Here is a 14606-nt window from a genome sequence, read left to right on the forward strand (position 1 = left end):
ATGTCCAACGAAGAGAAGCTGGTCGACTACCTCAAGTGGGTCACCGCCGACCTGCAGCAGGCGCGCGCCCGCATTGCCGAGATGGAGAACCCGCAGCGCGACCCGGTCGCCATCGTCGGCATGTCCTGCCGGTTCCCGGGCGCGCAGGGCCCGGACGAGCTGTGGCGGGTCGCCGTCGAGGAACGCGACGAGATCACCCCGTTCCCGACCGACCGCGGTTGGGACCTGGACGCCCTCTACGACCCGGACCCGGCCAAGCCCGGCCACATCTACATCCGCGAGGCCGGCTTCGTGGCCACCGCCGGGCTGTTCGACGCCGCGTTCTTCGGCATCTCCCCGCGCGAGGCGCTGGCCATGGACCCGCAGCAGCGGATCCTGCTGGAGTCGGCGTGGGAGGCCCTCGAGAACGCCGGCATCGATCCGAGCACGCTGACCGGGTCCCGCACCGGGGTGTTCGCCGGGCTGGTCGAGCAGAGCTACCTGGACCTCGACCCGCCGGAGGAGTTCGAGGGCTACCAGATGACCAGCAAGCTGAGCAGCATGGCGTCCGGGCGGATCGCGTACACGCTGGGGCTGCAGGGCCCCGCCGTGTCGATCGACACCGCCTGTTCGTCGGCGCTGGTCGCGGTGCACCTGGCCGCCCAGTCGCTGCGCTCCGGCGAGTCCACCCTGGCGCTGGCCGGTGCCGCGTACATTGCCGCGCACCCCGGCGGCTACCTGGACGGCTCCCGGCAGCGGGGACTCGCCCCGGACGGCCGGTGCAAGCCGTTCTCCGCCGCCGCCGACGGGATCGGCTGGTCCGAGGGCGCCGGGATCCTCGTGCTGGAGCGGCTTGCCGACGCGCGGCGCAACGGTCACCGCGTGCTGGCCGTGGTCCGCGGCAGCGCGGTCAACTCCGACGGCGCCTCCAACGGGCTCACCGCCCCGAACGGGCTCGCCCAGGAGCGGGTCATCCGGCAGGCGCTTGCCGACGCCGGGCTGACCACCGCCGACGTTGACGCGATCGAGGCGCACGGCACCGGGACCCGGCTCGGCGACCCGATCGAGGCCGGGGCGCTGCTGGCCACGTACGGCGCCGGCCGCCCCGAGGGCCGTCCCGTGCTGGTCGGCTCGCTCAAGTCGAACGTCGGGCACGCCCAGGCGGCCGCCGGGGTCGGTGGCATCGTGAAGATGGTGCAGGCCATCCGGCACGGCGTGCTGCCCCGCACGCTGCACCTGGACGAGCCGTCGCCGTTCGTGAACTGGTCGGCCGGCGACGTCGAACTACTCACCACCACCCGGCCGTGGCCGAGCACCGATCGACCCCGCCGCGGCGCGGTCTCCGCGTTCGGCGCCAGCGGCACCAACGCCCATCTGCTGCTCGAACAGGCACCGGAAACCCGAGAGCCGTCCGGCGACGAGCCGGAGACGGTGGTCGCGGGGCCGCTTGCGTGGGCGGTGTCGGCGAAGACACCGGCCGCGCTGCGGGCCCAGGCCGCCCGGCTCGCCACCCACGTACGGTCGCTGCCCGCGAGCGACCGCCCGGACGTCCTGCGCGACGTGGCGTACTCGCTGGCCACCACACGTACGGTGTTCCCGCACCGGGCGGTGGTGGTGGCCGCCGACCGGGACACCGTGCTGGCCGGCCTGGACGCGCTCGCCGCCGGGGAGAGCGCCGAGAATCTGATGACCGGCACGGCCGCCGACCGGGGTCGTACCGTGTTCGTCTTCCCCGGCCAAGGCAGCCAGTGGCCGGGGATGGCGACCGCGCTGCTCGCCTCCTCGGACGTGTTCGCAGCCCGCGTCGTCGAGTGCGTCAAGGCGTTCGAACCGCACCTGGACTGGTCGTTGGACGACGTGCTGCGCGGCGTGCCCGGCGCGCCGGCCCTGGACCGCATCGAGGTGGTGCAGCCGGCCCTGTTCGCCGTACACGTGGCTCTTGCCGCCCTGTGGGAGGCGGCCGGAATCCGGCCGGACGCCGTCGTCGGGCACTCCCAGGGCGAGATTGCCGCAGCCGTCGTCGCCGGCGCGATCTCCCTCGCCGATGGCGCCCGCATCATCGCGGTCCGCAGCCGGCTCGCCCGCCGGCTGGAAGGGCGCGGTGGGATGGCCGCGATCGGCCTGCCCCGCGCCGACGTCGAGCGGCGCCTGGGGCGCTTCGCCGACCGGCTGACCCTGGCGGTCGAGAACGGCCCGGCGTCGGTGCTGGTCGCCGGCGAAAGGCAGGCCCTGGACGAGTTCGTCGCCGAGTGCGTTGCGGCCGGCGCGCGCACCAAGCGGTTCCCGGCCGACTTCCCGTCGCACTCGCCGCACGTCGCCGTCGTACAGCAGGAGATGCTCGAAGCCCTCCGCAACGTGCGGCCCCAAGCGGCGACCGTGCCCCTGTACTCGACGGTCACCGGCGGGCGCCTTGACACCACCGGCATGGACGCCCGCTACTGGTACGCCAACATGCGCCGGCCGGTCGAGTTCGCCACCACCCTGCGCGCCCTCGCCGACGCCGGGCACGGCACGTTCATCGAGGTCAGCGCGCACCCGGTGCTGGTCGCCTCGCTGCGCGACAACCTGGGCGCCGACGCGCTCGTCGGCGGCACCCTGCGCCGCGACACCGACGCCGTGCGCACCTTCCAGCTCGCCCTCGCCCACCTGCACACCCAGGGCCTGCCCGTCGACCGGGAACACCCGTTCGCCGGGACGAACCCGCGGGTCGTTCCGCTGCCGACGTACGCGTTCGAGCACACCCGTTACTGGCATGTCGCAGCCGGCCGCACCGGCAACGCCACCGGTCTCGGCCTGCGCGACACCACCCACCCGCTGCTGGGCGCGGCCGTGTCCCTGGCCGGCGGCGACGAGACGGTGTTCACCACCCGCCTGCCCGGCTCCGGCAACCCGGCGGTCACCGACGCGACCCTGCTGGAGATGGTGGCCCGCGCCGGCGACGAGACCGGCTGCACGACCGTCCGCGAACTGCGCACGATCACCCCGCTGGAGATGCCCGCCCGGGGCGGCCTTCAGGTCCAGGTCAGGGTCGGGGCGCCCAGAGAGCGCGGCCGGCGTCCGGTGACCGTGCACGCCCGCCCCGGTGACGGCGACGGCCCGTGGACCCGGCACGCCGAGGGCACCCTCGGCGTCACCATCACCGCTGACCAGGAACCGATCGCGGACTGGCCGTCCGCACCCGAGGCGGTCACCGACTCACCGCACCTGTACGCCGAGGTCACCCTCCCGGAGAACCTCGCCGGCGAGGCGGACCGGTACGTTCTGCATCCGGCCCTGCTCGACGCCCTGCTGAACGTGGCCCCGGGCGACGGCCCGATCCACGCCTGGAGCGACTGGCACGTCCACGCCACCGGCGCCACCACCCTGCGCGCCCGCCTGACTCCGGCCACCGGCGGCGGGTTCAGTGCGGTCCTCGCCGACCGCACCGGCCGGCTCGTCGCGACCCTCGGCGCCGCCGAACGCGGAGCGCACACGTGCGGGCGGCAGCCGGTGCCCGATGCGATGCTCGCCGTGCGGTGGACACCAGTCGAGGTCACCGGCCCGACCCCGGACCACGACTGGGCCCCGCTGATGTCCGCCGACCCGGACCACCCCGACCGGCTGCGCGCCGCCCTGGACCGGGCCGCCGCGGCCACCGCCGTCCGGTACGACTGTGGCGGCGAGCCCGCCGGATCGCGCACCGCCGAGCAGGCACACCTGCACACTCGCCGCGTCCTCACCCTGGTACAGGCGTGGCTGGCCGACGAGCGGCTCACCGACGTCCCCCTGCTGATCACCACCAGCGGTGCGGTCCCGGCCGGTGGTCCGGTGACCGATCCGGCGGCGGCCGCTGTGTGGGGGCAGCTCCGCTCAGCGCAGTCGGAGAACCCGGGCCGCTTCGTGCTGGCCGACATCGATCATGACGACGACCCGTACCCGATCCTGTCGATGGTCGCCGCCAGCGGCGTCGCGCAGGCCGCCGTCCGCTCCGGCACCATCCTCATCCCGCGCCTGCACCGCGTCGGCGCCACCGCGTCCGCTCCGCCGTGGACGCCCGGCGGCACCGTCCTGATCACCGGCGGCACCGGCGCGCTGGGCGCCCTGTTCGCCCGACACCTGGTGGCCGCACACGGCGTCACCGACCTGGTGCTGACCAGCCGCCGCGGACCCGCCGCGCCGGGCGCTGCGGAGCTGGCGGACGAGCTGACCGGACTCGGCGCGCGGGTGCGGATCGCGGCCTGCGACACCGGGGACCGCGAGGCGCTGCGCGCCGTCCTGGACGGCATCGCACCGCAGCACCCGCTGACCGGAGTCGTCCACGCGGCCGGTGTCATCGACGACGGCCTGATCACCTCTGGCACCACCGAGCGGCTCGACGCCGTACTGCGGCCCAAGGCCGACGGCGCGTGGCATCTGCACGAGTTGACCCGCGACCTGCCGCTGACCGCGTTCGTCCTGTTCTCCTCGCTCGCCGGGGTCATCGGCGGTGCCGGCCAGTCCAGCTACGCCGCCGCCAACACGTTCCTGGACGCGCTCGCCGCCCACCGCCATGAGCAGGGGCTGTCAGCCACCTCGATCGCCTGGGGCGTCTGGCAGATCAGCGGCGCCGGCGGGGAGCTCAGCGTCGCCGACATCGACCGCATCGCCCGCGCCGGCTACCCGCCGATCGCCACCGGCGCCGGGACGGCGCTCTTCGACGCGGCGCTCACCCTCGGCGAACCCGGCGTCGTGGTCGCGCCCCTGGACCCGGACGCCCTGCGCGCGCGGCCCGACCAGGTGCCGGCCATGCTCGACGCGGTGCTGCGCCTGACCCGCCGCGAGGCCGCCGGCAACGACGCCGCGCAGGCGGGCCTGCTCGAGGAACTCGCCGGGCTGCCCGCCGACGAGCGCCGCGACCGGCTGGTCGAACTGGTCCGTGCCGAGGTCGCCGCCGTACTCGGCCACGTCAACCCCGGTGAAATACCCGCCGATCAGCGCCTGTCCGACCTCGGCTTCGACTCGCTGACCGGCGTCGAGTTCCGCAACCGGCTCGGCGCGGTCGCCGGGCTCCGGCTACCGGCCACGTTCGTCTTCGACCACCCGACTCTGCTGGAAGCCGCCGGCTACCTCGCCGGCCAGCTGGGCGGCGCCGACCAGCCCGCCGGGCCGGACTTCGCCGCCGACATCACCCTGGCCGACGACATCCGGCCTGCTGACGAGCTGCACCGGGTCGTGGCCGACCCGCGCGAGGTGCTGCTCACCGGCGCTACCGGCTTCCTCGGCGCCTACCTGTTGCGCGATCTGGTGAGCCAGACCCGGGCCCGGGTGCACTGCCTGGTGCGCGGTGCCGGACCGGACGAGGCACGCCGGCGGCTGATGGACAACCTCGACTGGTACGGCCTGACCGGCCAGATCGACCAGGACCGGATCGTCGTCGTCCCCGGTGACCTGGCCGCGCCCCGGCTCGGACTGACTGAGCAGCACTACGACACTCTGGCCCGCACCGTCGACGCCGTCTACCACGCGGGCGCGGCCGTCAACTGGGTACAGCCGTACGCGACCGTGCGCGACGCCAACGTCGGCGGCACCGCCGAGATTCTGCGACTGGCCGCCCGGTTCCGGACGGTGCCGGTCCACCACGTGTCCACCCTCGGCGTCTACGTCGGACGTGACACCGGCGGCGCCGGGCTGCGTGTCGGCGACCCGGCCGGCCCGGGGGAGCGGCTGCCCACCGGCTACACGCAGAGCAAGTGGGTGGCCGAGCAGATCATCGAGATCGCCCGCGGCCGGGGTCTGCCGGTTTCGATCTACCGCATCGACCTGATCGCCGGCGACCGGTACTCCGGGGCCTGCCAGAGCCGCGACTACGTGTGGCTGGCGCTCAAGGGCATGGTGCAGAGCGGTGCCGTCCCGGAACCCATTCCGGTGCGGTTCCGGCTGATGCCGGTCGACTACACCAGCGCGGCCATCCTGCACATTTCCCGGCAGGAGCAGACCGCCGGCGGCACCTTCCACGTGGCCGGGCACGGCGACATCGGGCTGGACGAAATGATCGAAGAGCTGCGCGGTACCGGCTACCCGCTGACCGAACGGTCCGCCGACGACTGGCGGGCGGCGATCATCGGCGACCCGGCCAACGCGCTGCTTCCACTGCTCGACGCGTTCGACGTGATGGCGGCCGCGCCGGACCGCTTCTACCCGCCGGTGGACGACCGCGAGACGGTCGCCGCCCTGGACGGCAGCGACATCGCCTGCCCGCCGGTGACTCGCGAGTTCTTCCGCCGCCAGGTGGACTTCTTCATCAACCGGGGATGGTTTCCCAAGCCCGGCGACGGGGGAGCGGCATGACGACCGAGAGCTGGGTACGACGGTTCACGCCCGCCTCCGCCGACGCCCCGGTGCTGGTGTGCCTGCCGCACGCCGGCGGGTCCGCGTCCAGTTTCTTCGCCCTGGCCCGCGCGCTCCCCCCGGACATCGAGGTCCTCGCCGTGCAGTACCCGGGCCGCCAGGACCGGCTCACCGAACCCCTGGTGGACGACCTGGAAGTGCTCGCCGAATCGGTCGAGCGGGCGCTGCTGCCCTGGTCGCACCGGCCCACGGCGGTGCTGGGCCACAGCATGGGCGCCACCGTCGGGTTCGAGCTAGCGGCCCGCCTGGAACGCGACGGTCGTTCGCCGCTGGGCCTGATCGCCTCCGCGGCCCGACCGCCGTCGCGTGCCGGGGACGCGAAGGTGCACCTGCTCAGCGACGCGGCGCTGCTGATCGAGGTGGAGATCCTCAGCGGCGCGGCCATCACCGACCCGGTGCAGGCCGAGTTGGTCCGGGCCAGCCTGCCGGTGATCCGCAACGACTACCGCGCGCTGGAGACCTATCCCGGTGGTACCGGGGCGTTGCGGTGCCCGATCGCGGCGCTGGTCGGCGAGCACGATCCGCGGGTCGCCCCGGATGAAGCGCGGGCCTGGGCACGGCACACGTCGGGGCAGTTCGTATGCCATTCGATGCCGGGCGGCCACTTCTATCCGGCCACCCACCTGCAGCCGCTGGTCGCGGTGGTGACCGAACTGGTGGCCGGCTGGTCGCAGTTCGCCGGCGCCCGGGTCAGCCGCTGACGGTCACCGCGGTCACGAGCAGCCCCCAGTCCGCCACCGGTGATCAAGAGGTTCGGGTCAGGGACGGGTCTTGAAATGACGCGAACCTCTTGATCAGCGCGGGGGGCGGCGGGGGTGGGAGTGGGGGGACCGGCGGGCCTGGTGGAGGGGGGAGGGGTGCACGGACCAGAGCAGGCGGCGCCACCAGGGTCGGGCCGAGCGCAGGTCGGTGATGTAGGCCGTGGCCACCTCGGCGGCGCGGGCCGCCTGATCGGCCGCTGCGGCCTCGGGGGCGAAACCCACCTGATTGAGCAGCGTCGCCAGCTCGTCGACGGCCGGCTCCGCGCCGGGCACGCCGCCGCCGGGCACGCCGCCGCCGGGCACGCCGCCTCCGGTCGTGGCGCTGCCGGATGCGCCGCCTCTGGTCGTGCCCGCTCGGGCTTCGGCCAGGGCCTGGCGGGCCTGCGCAGCCACCTCGGTCGCCGCCAGGTCGTCGCCGACCGGGCGGCCGGCCAGTCGCAACGCGTCGGTGACCTCCCGCCAGGCGCCGGCGATGCGCTGGCCGGGGTCACCCCCCGCCAGTCGCTTGCGGGTGAGGGAGCGACGCATCGCCAACAGGGTGAGCAGCAGCGCCCCCACCACCAGCAGCAGGGCACCGCTGCCGCCCGCGACCAGCACCGGCGTGGACACGCCACCCCGTGCGGGCGGGCCCTCGGGGGCGGCCACCGGCTCCGGCGACGCGGTCGGCTCCACGGTGGGCGCCGGCGCCTCCGACGGCGGCGGGTCCTCCGGGGTCGGGCGGAAGTCCTCCTCCACCGGCCTCGGCTCGTTCTCCGGGCGAGGCAGCGGGTCGAACGCCACCCAGCCCAATCCGTCGAAGAGCACCTCCGGCCAGGCGTACGCATCACCGGCCCGCACCGGGCCCTGCCCACTGCAGGAGAAGCCGACCACCACCCTCGTCGGCAGACCGGAGAGCCGGCCGAGCACCGCGAACGCCGCCGCGAACTGCTCCGACGTCCCGCGCTGCCCGCCGCCGTTGCGCGGACCGAAGAGGAAGAAGGCCAGGTTCGGGTACGCGTGCCCGCTCGGCGCGTCGGCCACCACCCGGTAGTGCTCGGCCAGGAACTGCTCGATCGCCGCCGCCCGCGCGTACGGGGCGCCGTTCTCCTCGGCGAGCTGTGCCGCCAACCGGCGCAGCGGGTCGGGCACCCCGTCGGCGACCCGCAGCACCCGGGCCACCTCCTCGCCGGCCGGCACGTTCGCGGTGGCCAGCAGGTTGTTGTCCGGGCGTTCCCGGGCCGACGTCACCGTGTACCGCAGCCCCGGCGTCAGTCCCTCCGGCCTGATCAGCGTTCCCGACGCCGGGTCGTACGCCACCCGCGCCCCGCTGACCTCGCGCGGCGTCGCCACGGCCGGCAGCAGCCGACCGCTCAGCTCCGCCACGGTGATCTCCTGCCGGACGGTATCCACCGTGCTGTCCCGGGCCGGCGCGGTGGCCGGCAGGATCCGCCCCGCGTTGCGGTACGTCGCACCGACCCGCCAGGTGATCCCGTCGTAGTCGCTGAGCACCGCCAACCGGATCTGTACGCTGCGGCCCGCCTTCGCGTCGCCCGCGTCGGCGGTCGCTGCGTCGTCCACGCCGCCGGTCGCCTTCGTGTCGTCCGCTCCGCCGGCCGACGGGGTGGCGCCCACCGTGCTCACGTCGAGGAGCTTCTGCTCCGGGCGCAGCGCCCACCCGGAGATGCGGATCAGCGGGTTCTCGTCGAGCATCTGCACCTGCGGTGGCTCCACGTACCGGCGCGGGTCCACCGGACGCCCGTCGACCTGACCGGCGACCATCGGGCCGAGCAGCGCGACCAGGCCGATCACCAGCGCGACGCCGAGCGCCGCCGAGACCGCCAGCCGAAGCCGCACCGCCGCGCGCATCCCTGGGGCGAGACCGGCCGTCGGGTCACCGCCGGCCGACGGCGTACCCGTCGGCGCGGCCAGCCCGACCGCCGCGACCGCGACGAAGGCAATGGTCGTCCCGATCGCTGGTTCGGCGTTCGGGCCTACCACGTAGAGGGCCGCGGCGTAGAGCCCCGCCGCCGGCAGGTAGCCGAGCAGCATCCGGCCGGTGCGCAGCGCCACCTCCGCCCCGGCCAGACCGGCCAGCCACGCCGCCACCACCGGGACCAGCACCGTGTCCGGTGTGGGCTCCACGGGAATCATCGCGGTGAGCAGCCGGGGAATGCCGTTGCGTGCCGCGTCCGCGCTCACCTCCAGCAGGCTGCCGGGCAGGTCGGCGCGGGCGGCGGCCAGCCGCAACGACCACAGCGTCCACCCGGCCATCGCCGCCATCGACACCGGCGCGACCAGCCAGGACGGCAGCCGTCGGGCGGCGACGCTGACCAGCACCGAGCCCACCGCCGCGCCGATCACCAGCCGGGACAGCAGGTCACCCGCGTACACCCGGCCGAGCACCACCCCGGCGAGCGCGGTGAGCGTGATCAGCGCCAGCGGCACGACGGCCGCCCGCAACGCGCGTACCACCCGCTCTGCGGCGCTCGGTCCGCCGGCCGTCGGCGGCGCCTGTCGAGGGGCCGCCGTCTCCTTCTGCGGCGCGATGCCCGTCACCACCGGCGTACCCCGTCCCACTCGGCGGCGAACTGCGCGCCGTCCGCCGCGTCGACCACCACCAGGCCGGCCGCGCCCGGCGGCGTCGGCTCGGCCGCCCCGAACACCCCGACCACCACCGACGGGTACGCCCCACGCAGCGCCCCCACGTGCCCCAGGTCGTCGCGCCCACCCGGCCCGGTCAGGAAGATCAGCGTGTCACCGAGCCGGTCCTGGCGCAGCCGGGAAGCCGCCCCACGGACCGCCTCGTCCGCGTCGGACAGCTCGGCGGCGGCCAGCCGGTCCAGTGGGCCGAGCGCCGCACCGACGTCCGTCTCGCCGCCCGGCGGGTCCGGCTCGGCGGCGGCGAACAGCAACACCACCGGCAGGTCCTCGCGGTGCGCGGCCGTGACGACCGACGCCGCCGCCTCACACGCCGACTCGAACGACTCCGCCACCCCACCCACCCGCCGCGGGTGCGCGACGGCCCGGTTGTCCAGCAGGACGACCAGGCGCGGCAGGCTGGTGTCCACGTTCTCCCGCACCATCAGCTCACCCACCCGGGCGCTGGTCCGCCAGTGCACCCGGCGCAACTCGTCGCCCACCACGTACTCCCGTAGCGAGTCGAACGTGATCGAGCCGTGGGGCACCCCGTCCACCCGGCCGTCGAGGCTGCGCCCCGCACCGCGCGGCACCGCCGTCAGCGGGTGGACCCGGGGATACACCCACACCGGCACCACCATCCCGTACGGGCGGGCCAACGCCACCAACCCCAGCGGGTCGCGTCGGGTCACCCGCAGCGGCCCCACCGGCACCACCCCACGACGGTGGGTCGGCACGTCGTAGCGGACCTCAGTGTCCCGGCCCGGCCGCAGACGCAACACCGGCACCGGCACGCTGCGATCCCCGCACCGATCCTCGGCGAGCAGGTTCGCCGACCGCAACCGACCGGTGTTGCGCACCGTCACCATCATGCTCGCCGGCTCGCCGCGGGCCACCCGGTCCGGATCGGCGTGCCGGGTCACCGTCAGCCGGGGCCGCCAGGCCGCGACGAGCGCGGCATAACCCACGGCCGCGCCGGCCGCCGCGCCGAGCAGCGTCAACTCGGGGTACGCGAACCGGAAACCCACAGCCAGCAGCACCACGGCGGCGACGAGCAGCCCGACCCCACGGGCGGTGATCCCCATGCCGCTGCTGCCGGTCAGCCCTGCACCGGAGCGGGCTGCCCCGACGGCAGGGGCACCGGCACCGAGGCGATGGCCTGGCGCAGCACCTCCGCGGCGGTCATCCCGCGCACCTGGGCCTCGGGGGTGAGCAGCAGCCGATGCGCGAACACCGCCTCGGCGAGCGCCTTCAGATCCTCCGGCATGATCCAGCCCCGCCCGTCGATAAGCGCGTACGAGCACGCCGCGCGGGTCAACGCGATCACACCCCGGGGACTGACCCCGACCCGCACCTGCGGGTGGGTGCGGGTAGCGGCGGCCAGCCGAACCGCGTACGCGTAGAGCGGCTCGGCGATGTGCACCCGGCGGGCCATCCGCACCATTTCCCCAACGGTGGCGGTGTCGGTGACCGGGGCGAGCGCCTCCGGGGAACGCACCGTCGCGCCGCGCAGCACCTCCACCTCGACCGCCTCGTCCGGGTAGCCGACGGAGAGCTTCACCAGGAAACGGTCCAACTGGGCCTCGGGCAGCCGGTAGGTGCCGTCCATCTCCACCGGGTTCTGCGTGGCCACCACCAGGAACGGCGACGGCACCGGATGGCGGACCCCGTCCACCGTGACGGTGCGTTCCTCCATCACCTCCAGCAGCGCCGACTGGGTCTTCGGCGACGCCCGGTTGATCTCGTCGGCGATCACGATGTTGGCGAAGACCGGCCCCGGGTGAAACTCGAAGTCCCTGCTCGCCTGGTTGAAGATGGTCACCCCGGACACGTCCGACGGGAGCAGGTCGGGCGTGAACTGGATGCGCCGCCACTCACCCTTCACCGTGGCGGCGATGGCCCGCGCCAGGGTCGTCTTACCGACCCCCGGCACGTCCTCCAGGAGCACGTGACCCTGCGCGAACAGCGCGGTCAGCGCCAGCCGGACCACCTGCGGCTTGCCGAGCACCACCGCGTTGACGTTCTCGGCCAGCCGGGCGGCCAGGGCGGCGAAGCCCTGGACCTCCGGGTGGGTGAGCGGCTCGTGGGCGTTCACGGTCGGCGGTGCTCCTTGCCTGGTGGTTCAGCAGGTGGGCAGGACATTGATGTCGTCGCCGCCCTCCAGGTTGAGCCAGGCCCAGGGAATGTAGTTCTTTCCGCTGTACTTGACCTGCACCCACCAGGTGCTGCGCTTCTGGTTGTTGTAGATCCACGAGTCGACGTCCTCGCCGGCCTTCTTGCAGTACGCCTCCAACCGGGTGCCGGGCTCCGCCCAGCCGACCTGCTTGTCGTTGTCCTGCGCGGCGACCTTGAAGATCTCGTTGCCGTTGCGGCCGTCGCGCTCCTCGTCGCAGTAGGTGCGCTGGGCGCCGTCGGGCCCGTTCTTGCAGGTCGCGATGCCGAACAGCGAGGGAGTGGTCTGGGCCCTCGTCGCCGTGCCCTGGCCGGCGGCGTTGGTGGCCGTCACCGTGAACGTGTACGCCGTGCCCGGCGCCAGGCCCGTCATCGTGATGCTGGAACACGCACCGGCCTTCGTCGGCTCACCCGGCGTGCTCACCGCGCAGGTCGCCTGACCGCCGCCCGCGTCCACGGTGAACGTCACAGTCGCCGCCGTGGCGGTCGCCGACGAGCCGGTCACCGTCACCCGTGGCTCGGCGACCGTACGGGCGGTGGCGGTGGCCTCCGGGCCGGCACCCGCCTCGTTGACCGCCTTCACCCGCACCGTGACGTTCTGGCCGTTGCCCAGCCCGGTGACCGTCGTGCGGGTGTCGGTCACCTCAGTGACCCGCCCACCGACGTCCACCAGGTATTTCGTCACCGGTCGGCCGTTGGCCTCGGCCGGCGCCCACTGCACCGTGACCGAGCCGGGCTGGTTGGCGACAGTGCCGGCCCGCAGCTCGACCGGCGCACCGGGCACCGCGAACGGCACCACCGTGTTGCTGACCGGCGACGCCGCCGAACCGGCACCCTTGTCGTTGACCGCGACGACGGTGAACGCGTACTGGGTGCCGAACTCCAACTCACCGGCGGGCACCACCAGCTCCGTCTTCGCCGACTCGCCGACCGGCGCGTTCGTCCCCGCCGAACTGGCCGTCACCGCGTACCGGGCGATGGTGTTGCCCTGGCCGTTCGCGGCCGGCCACTTCACCAGCACCGTGCCGTCCGGTCGCTCCTGGGCGGTCACGCTCGCCGGCGGGTCGGGCACCGCCGCGGTCGGGATCACCGGGTTGCTGTTGCGCGGCGGCCCGTCGCCCTTGGCGTTGACGGCGTGCACCGCGAACCGGTACGTCTCGCCGTTGGTCAGGCCCTTGACCTCCACCGCACGCTGGTTGGCGCCCACCTCCAGGCGCTGGCCGGCACCCTCCACCACGTACTTGATGATCTCGGCGCCGTTCGCGGCGGCCGGCCGCCAGCTCACCCGCGCCTGCGCGTTGCCGGCGGCGGCGGTGACACTGCGCGGCGCGCTCGGCTTACCCACCCGGGGCTTCTTCGGCGGGGGCGGCGGCGGGGCAACCGGCGGCGGATCGCCGCCGAGCACGTCGTTGGCGTACTTGTCGACCTCACGCACCTGGTGCTTGTCGTCCACCACCCGGGCGGTCGCCGCGTCGGGAGAGTTGATGAACAGGTGGTTTTCCCGGACCTCCAGCTCCAGCGGGCCGTTCGCCCGCCCGCGGATGGTCTCGACCAACTGGCCACCCCCGTCGAAGGTGTAGATCGTGCCGGTGGCCTCGTCGGCGCAGTAGAACCGGTCCGCCCAGGCCACCGCCGGACTGAGCCGGTCACCCTCGCCCGGCACCGTGAACGCCCGCTCCTCCCCACCGTCACCCACCACCAGCACCCGCCGCTCGCCGGGCACGGTCACCGGAACCCGCTGCCCGCTGGTGCGCGTGGGCAGCTCACCCGGACCGGACAGCGTCAACGGCGTCGGATGAACCTTGCCCCCCTGCACCCGCACCAGCTTCCCGGCCGTGCGGTCGAGCACCGCCACACCCTCGTCCAGGCTGGACACCACCAGCTCGTGGCTGGCCTCGGCGACGTCGTACGACTCGACCTGCTTCGGGCTGAGCCCGCCGCCGGCGGGCGCGGCCGAGGCCGGCGCGGACGGCAACGTGGCGGCGGTGATCGCCGAGACGGTGCCCTGACTGGGCACCGCGATCCACAGCCGACCCTCGCCGTCGAACGTCCCGCCGGTGATGCCCGGCGGATAGTGCACCGGCTCGCCGACCGGGGTCAGCGACCGCGGGTCGAGCTGGCGCACGATGCCCTGCACGGCGTCGACGACGAACGCCGAATCTTCGTGCAGTGCGACACTCACGCCCAGGCCGGGGGTGGTCCGGGTGGTCGCGGTGAGCTGGAGGGTGGCCAGGTCCAGTGAGCTGACCTGCCCCGTCTGCAGGTCACGCAGGACCAGCAGCCGATCGGTCTGGGTGATCTGCATCGGGTGCCGGACCGCACCGGGGATCTCGGTGCGGGTGTCCACCCGGGCGGTGACCCCGTTGACCCGGGCCAGCTCGCTGCGCGCCGCGCTCCACAGCCACGAACTCGCGTCATAGTTGGCCACCGCGTTGTCGGCAGCGCCGAGCCCCAGAACGGTCAGCCCCATGGCCGCCAGCAGCGCGGCCACCGTGCCCACCGTCACCAGCCCGCCGCGCAGCCGGGACCGGGAGCGACGGGCATCTGTCGGTACGGAGTCTTCGATGCTGGCCACAGCCGGCTGCCTCCCCTGAGTCGTGGCAGGTGGCGGCGCCTCGCGGCGACCCCTCCCCTGAGCCGGGTGCCATCATATGGCGCTGCTGGTGACGGGGGAACCCGCACCGTCACCCCTGTGGATACCGAGCGTGTGCG

6 protein-coding genes are annotated in these 14606 nt (G+C 74.2%); 2 read left to right on the forward strand and 4 right to left on the reverse strand.

Annotation, left to right across the window (positions count from 1 at the left end):
* Both AB0B57_RS25270 and AB0B57_RS25275 read left to right on the forward strand, forming a co-directional pair.
* Complete coding sequence (locus tag AB0B57_RS25270) at nt 1-6285, forward strand: thioester reductase domain-containing protein (RefSeq protein ID WP_357074561.1); 6285 nt, start codon at nt 1-3, stop codon at nt 6283-6285.
* A complete protein-coding gene (locus AB0B57_RS25275; RefSeq protein WP_357074563.1) occupies nt 6282-7046 on the forward strand; it encodes an alpha/beta fold hydrolase in 765 nt (254 codons plus the stop codon). Before AB0B57_RS25270 ends, AB0B57_RS25275 begins: the two co-directional genes overlap by 4 nt.
* 93 nt (nt 7047-7139) lie before the next feature.
* Here AB0B57_RS25275 and AB0B57_RS25280 read toward each other — a convergent pair whose 3' ends face one another.
* From AB0B57_RS25280 to AB0B57_RS25295, 4 genes are read right to left on the reverse strand one after another with little or no spacing between them, the layout of a single operon-like run.
* Nucleotides 7140-9662, reverse strand: coding sequence for a transglutaminaseTgpA domain-containing protein (locus tag AB0B57_RS25280; protein ID WP_357074566.1), 2523 nt, complete (start codon nt 9660-9662; stop codon nt 7140-7142).
* Nucleotides 9638-10807: a DUF58 domain-containing protein gene (locus tag AB0B57_RS25285; RefSeq protein WP_357074569.1), complete on the reverse strand. Its 1170-nt coding sequence runs from the start codon at nt 10805-10807 to the stop codon at nt 9638-9640. Before AB0B57_RS25285 ends, AB0B57_RS25280 begins: the two co-directional genes overlap by 25 nt.
* 14 nt (nt 10808-10821) lie before the next feature.
* On the reverse strand, nt 10822-11817 hold the full coding sequence (locus AB0B57_RS25290; protein ID WP_357074572.1) for a MoxR family ATPase: 996 nt from the start codon (nt 11815-11817) through the stop codon (nt 10822-10824).
* 27 nt (nt 11818-11844) lie between these two features.
* The gene (locus AB0B57_RS25295) at nt 11845-14469 is read right to left on the reverse strand and encodes a fibronectin type III domain-containing protein (protein WP_357074575.1); all 2625 of its coding nucleotides are present in this window, start codon (nt 14467-14469) and stop codon (nt 11845-11847) included.
* Nucleotides 14470-14606 lie beyond the last annotated feature (137 nt).

The organism is Micromonospora sp. NPDC049101 (assembly GCF_040648675.1).
Taxonomy (GTDB): domain Bacteria; phylum Actinomycetota; class Actinomycetes; order Mycobacteriales; family Micromonosporaceae; genus Micromonospora.

Excerpts from the sequence above, each read along its gene's own strand:
- AB0B57_RS25275 (WP_357074563.1), top strand. The coding sequence starts at position 6,282 with ATGACGACCGAGAGCTGGGTACGACGGTTCACGCCCGCCTCCGCCGAC.
- AB0B57_RS25270 (WP_357074561.1), top strand. The coding sequence starts at position 1 with ATGTCCAACGAAGAGAAGCTGGTCGACTACCTCAAGTGGGTCACCGCC.
- AB0B57_RS25285 (WP_357074569.1), bottom strand. The coding sequence starts at position 10,807 with ATGGGGATCACCGCCCGTGGGGTCGGGCTGCTCGTCGCCGCCGTGGTG.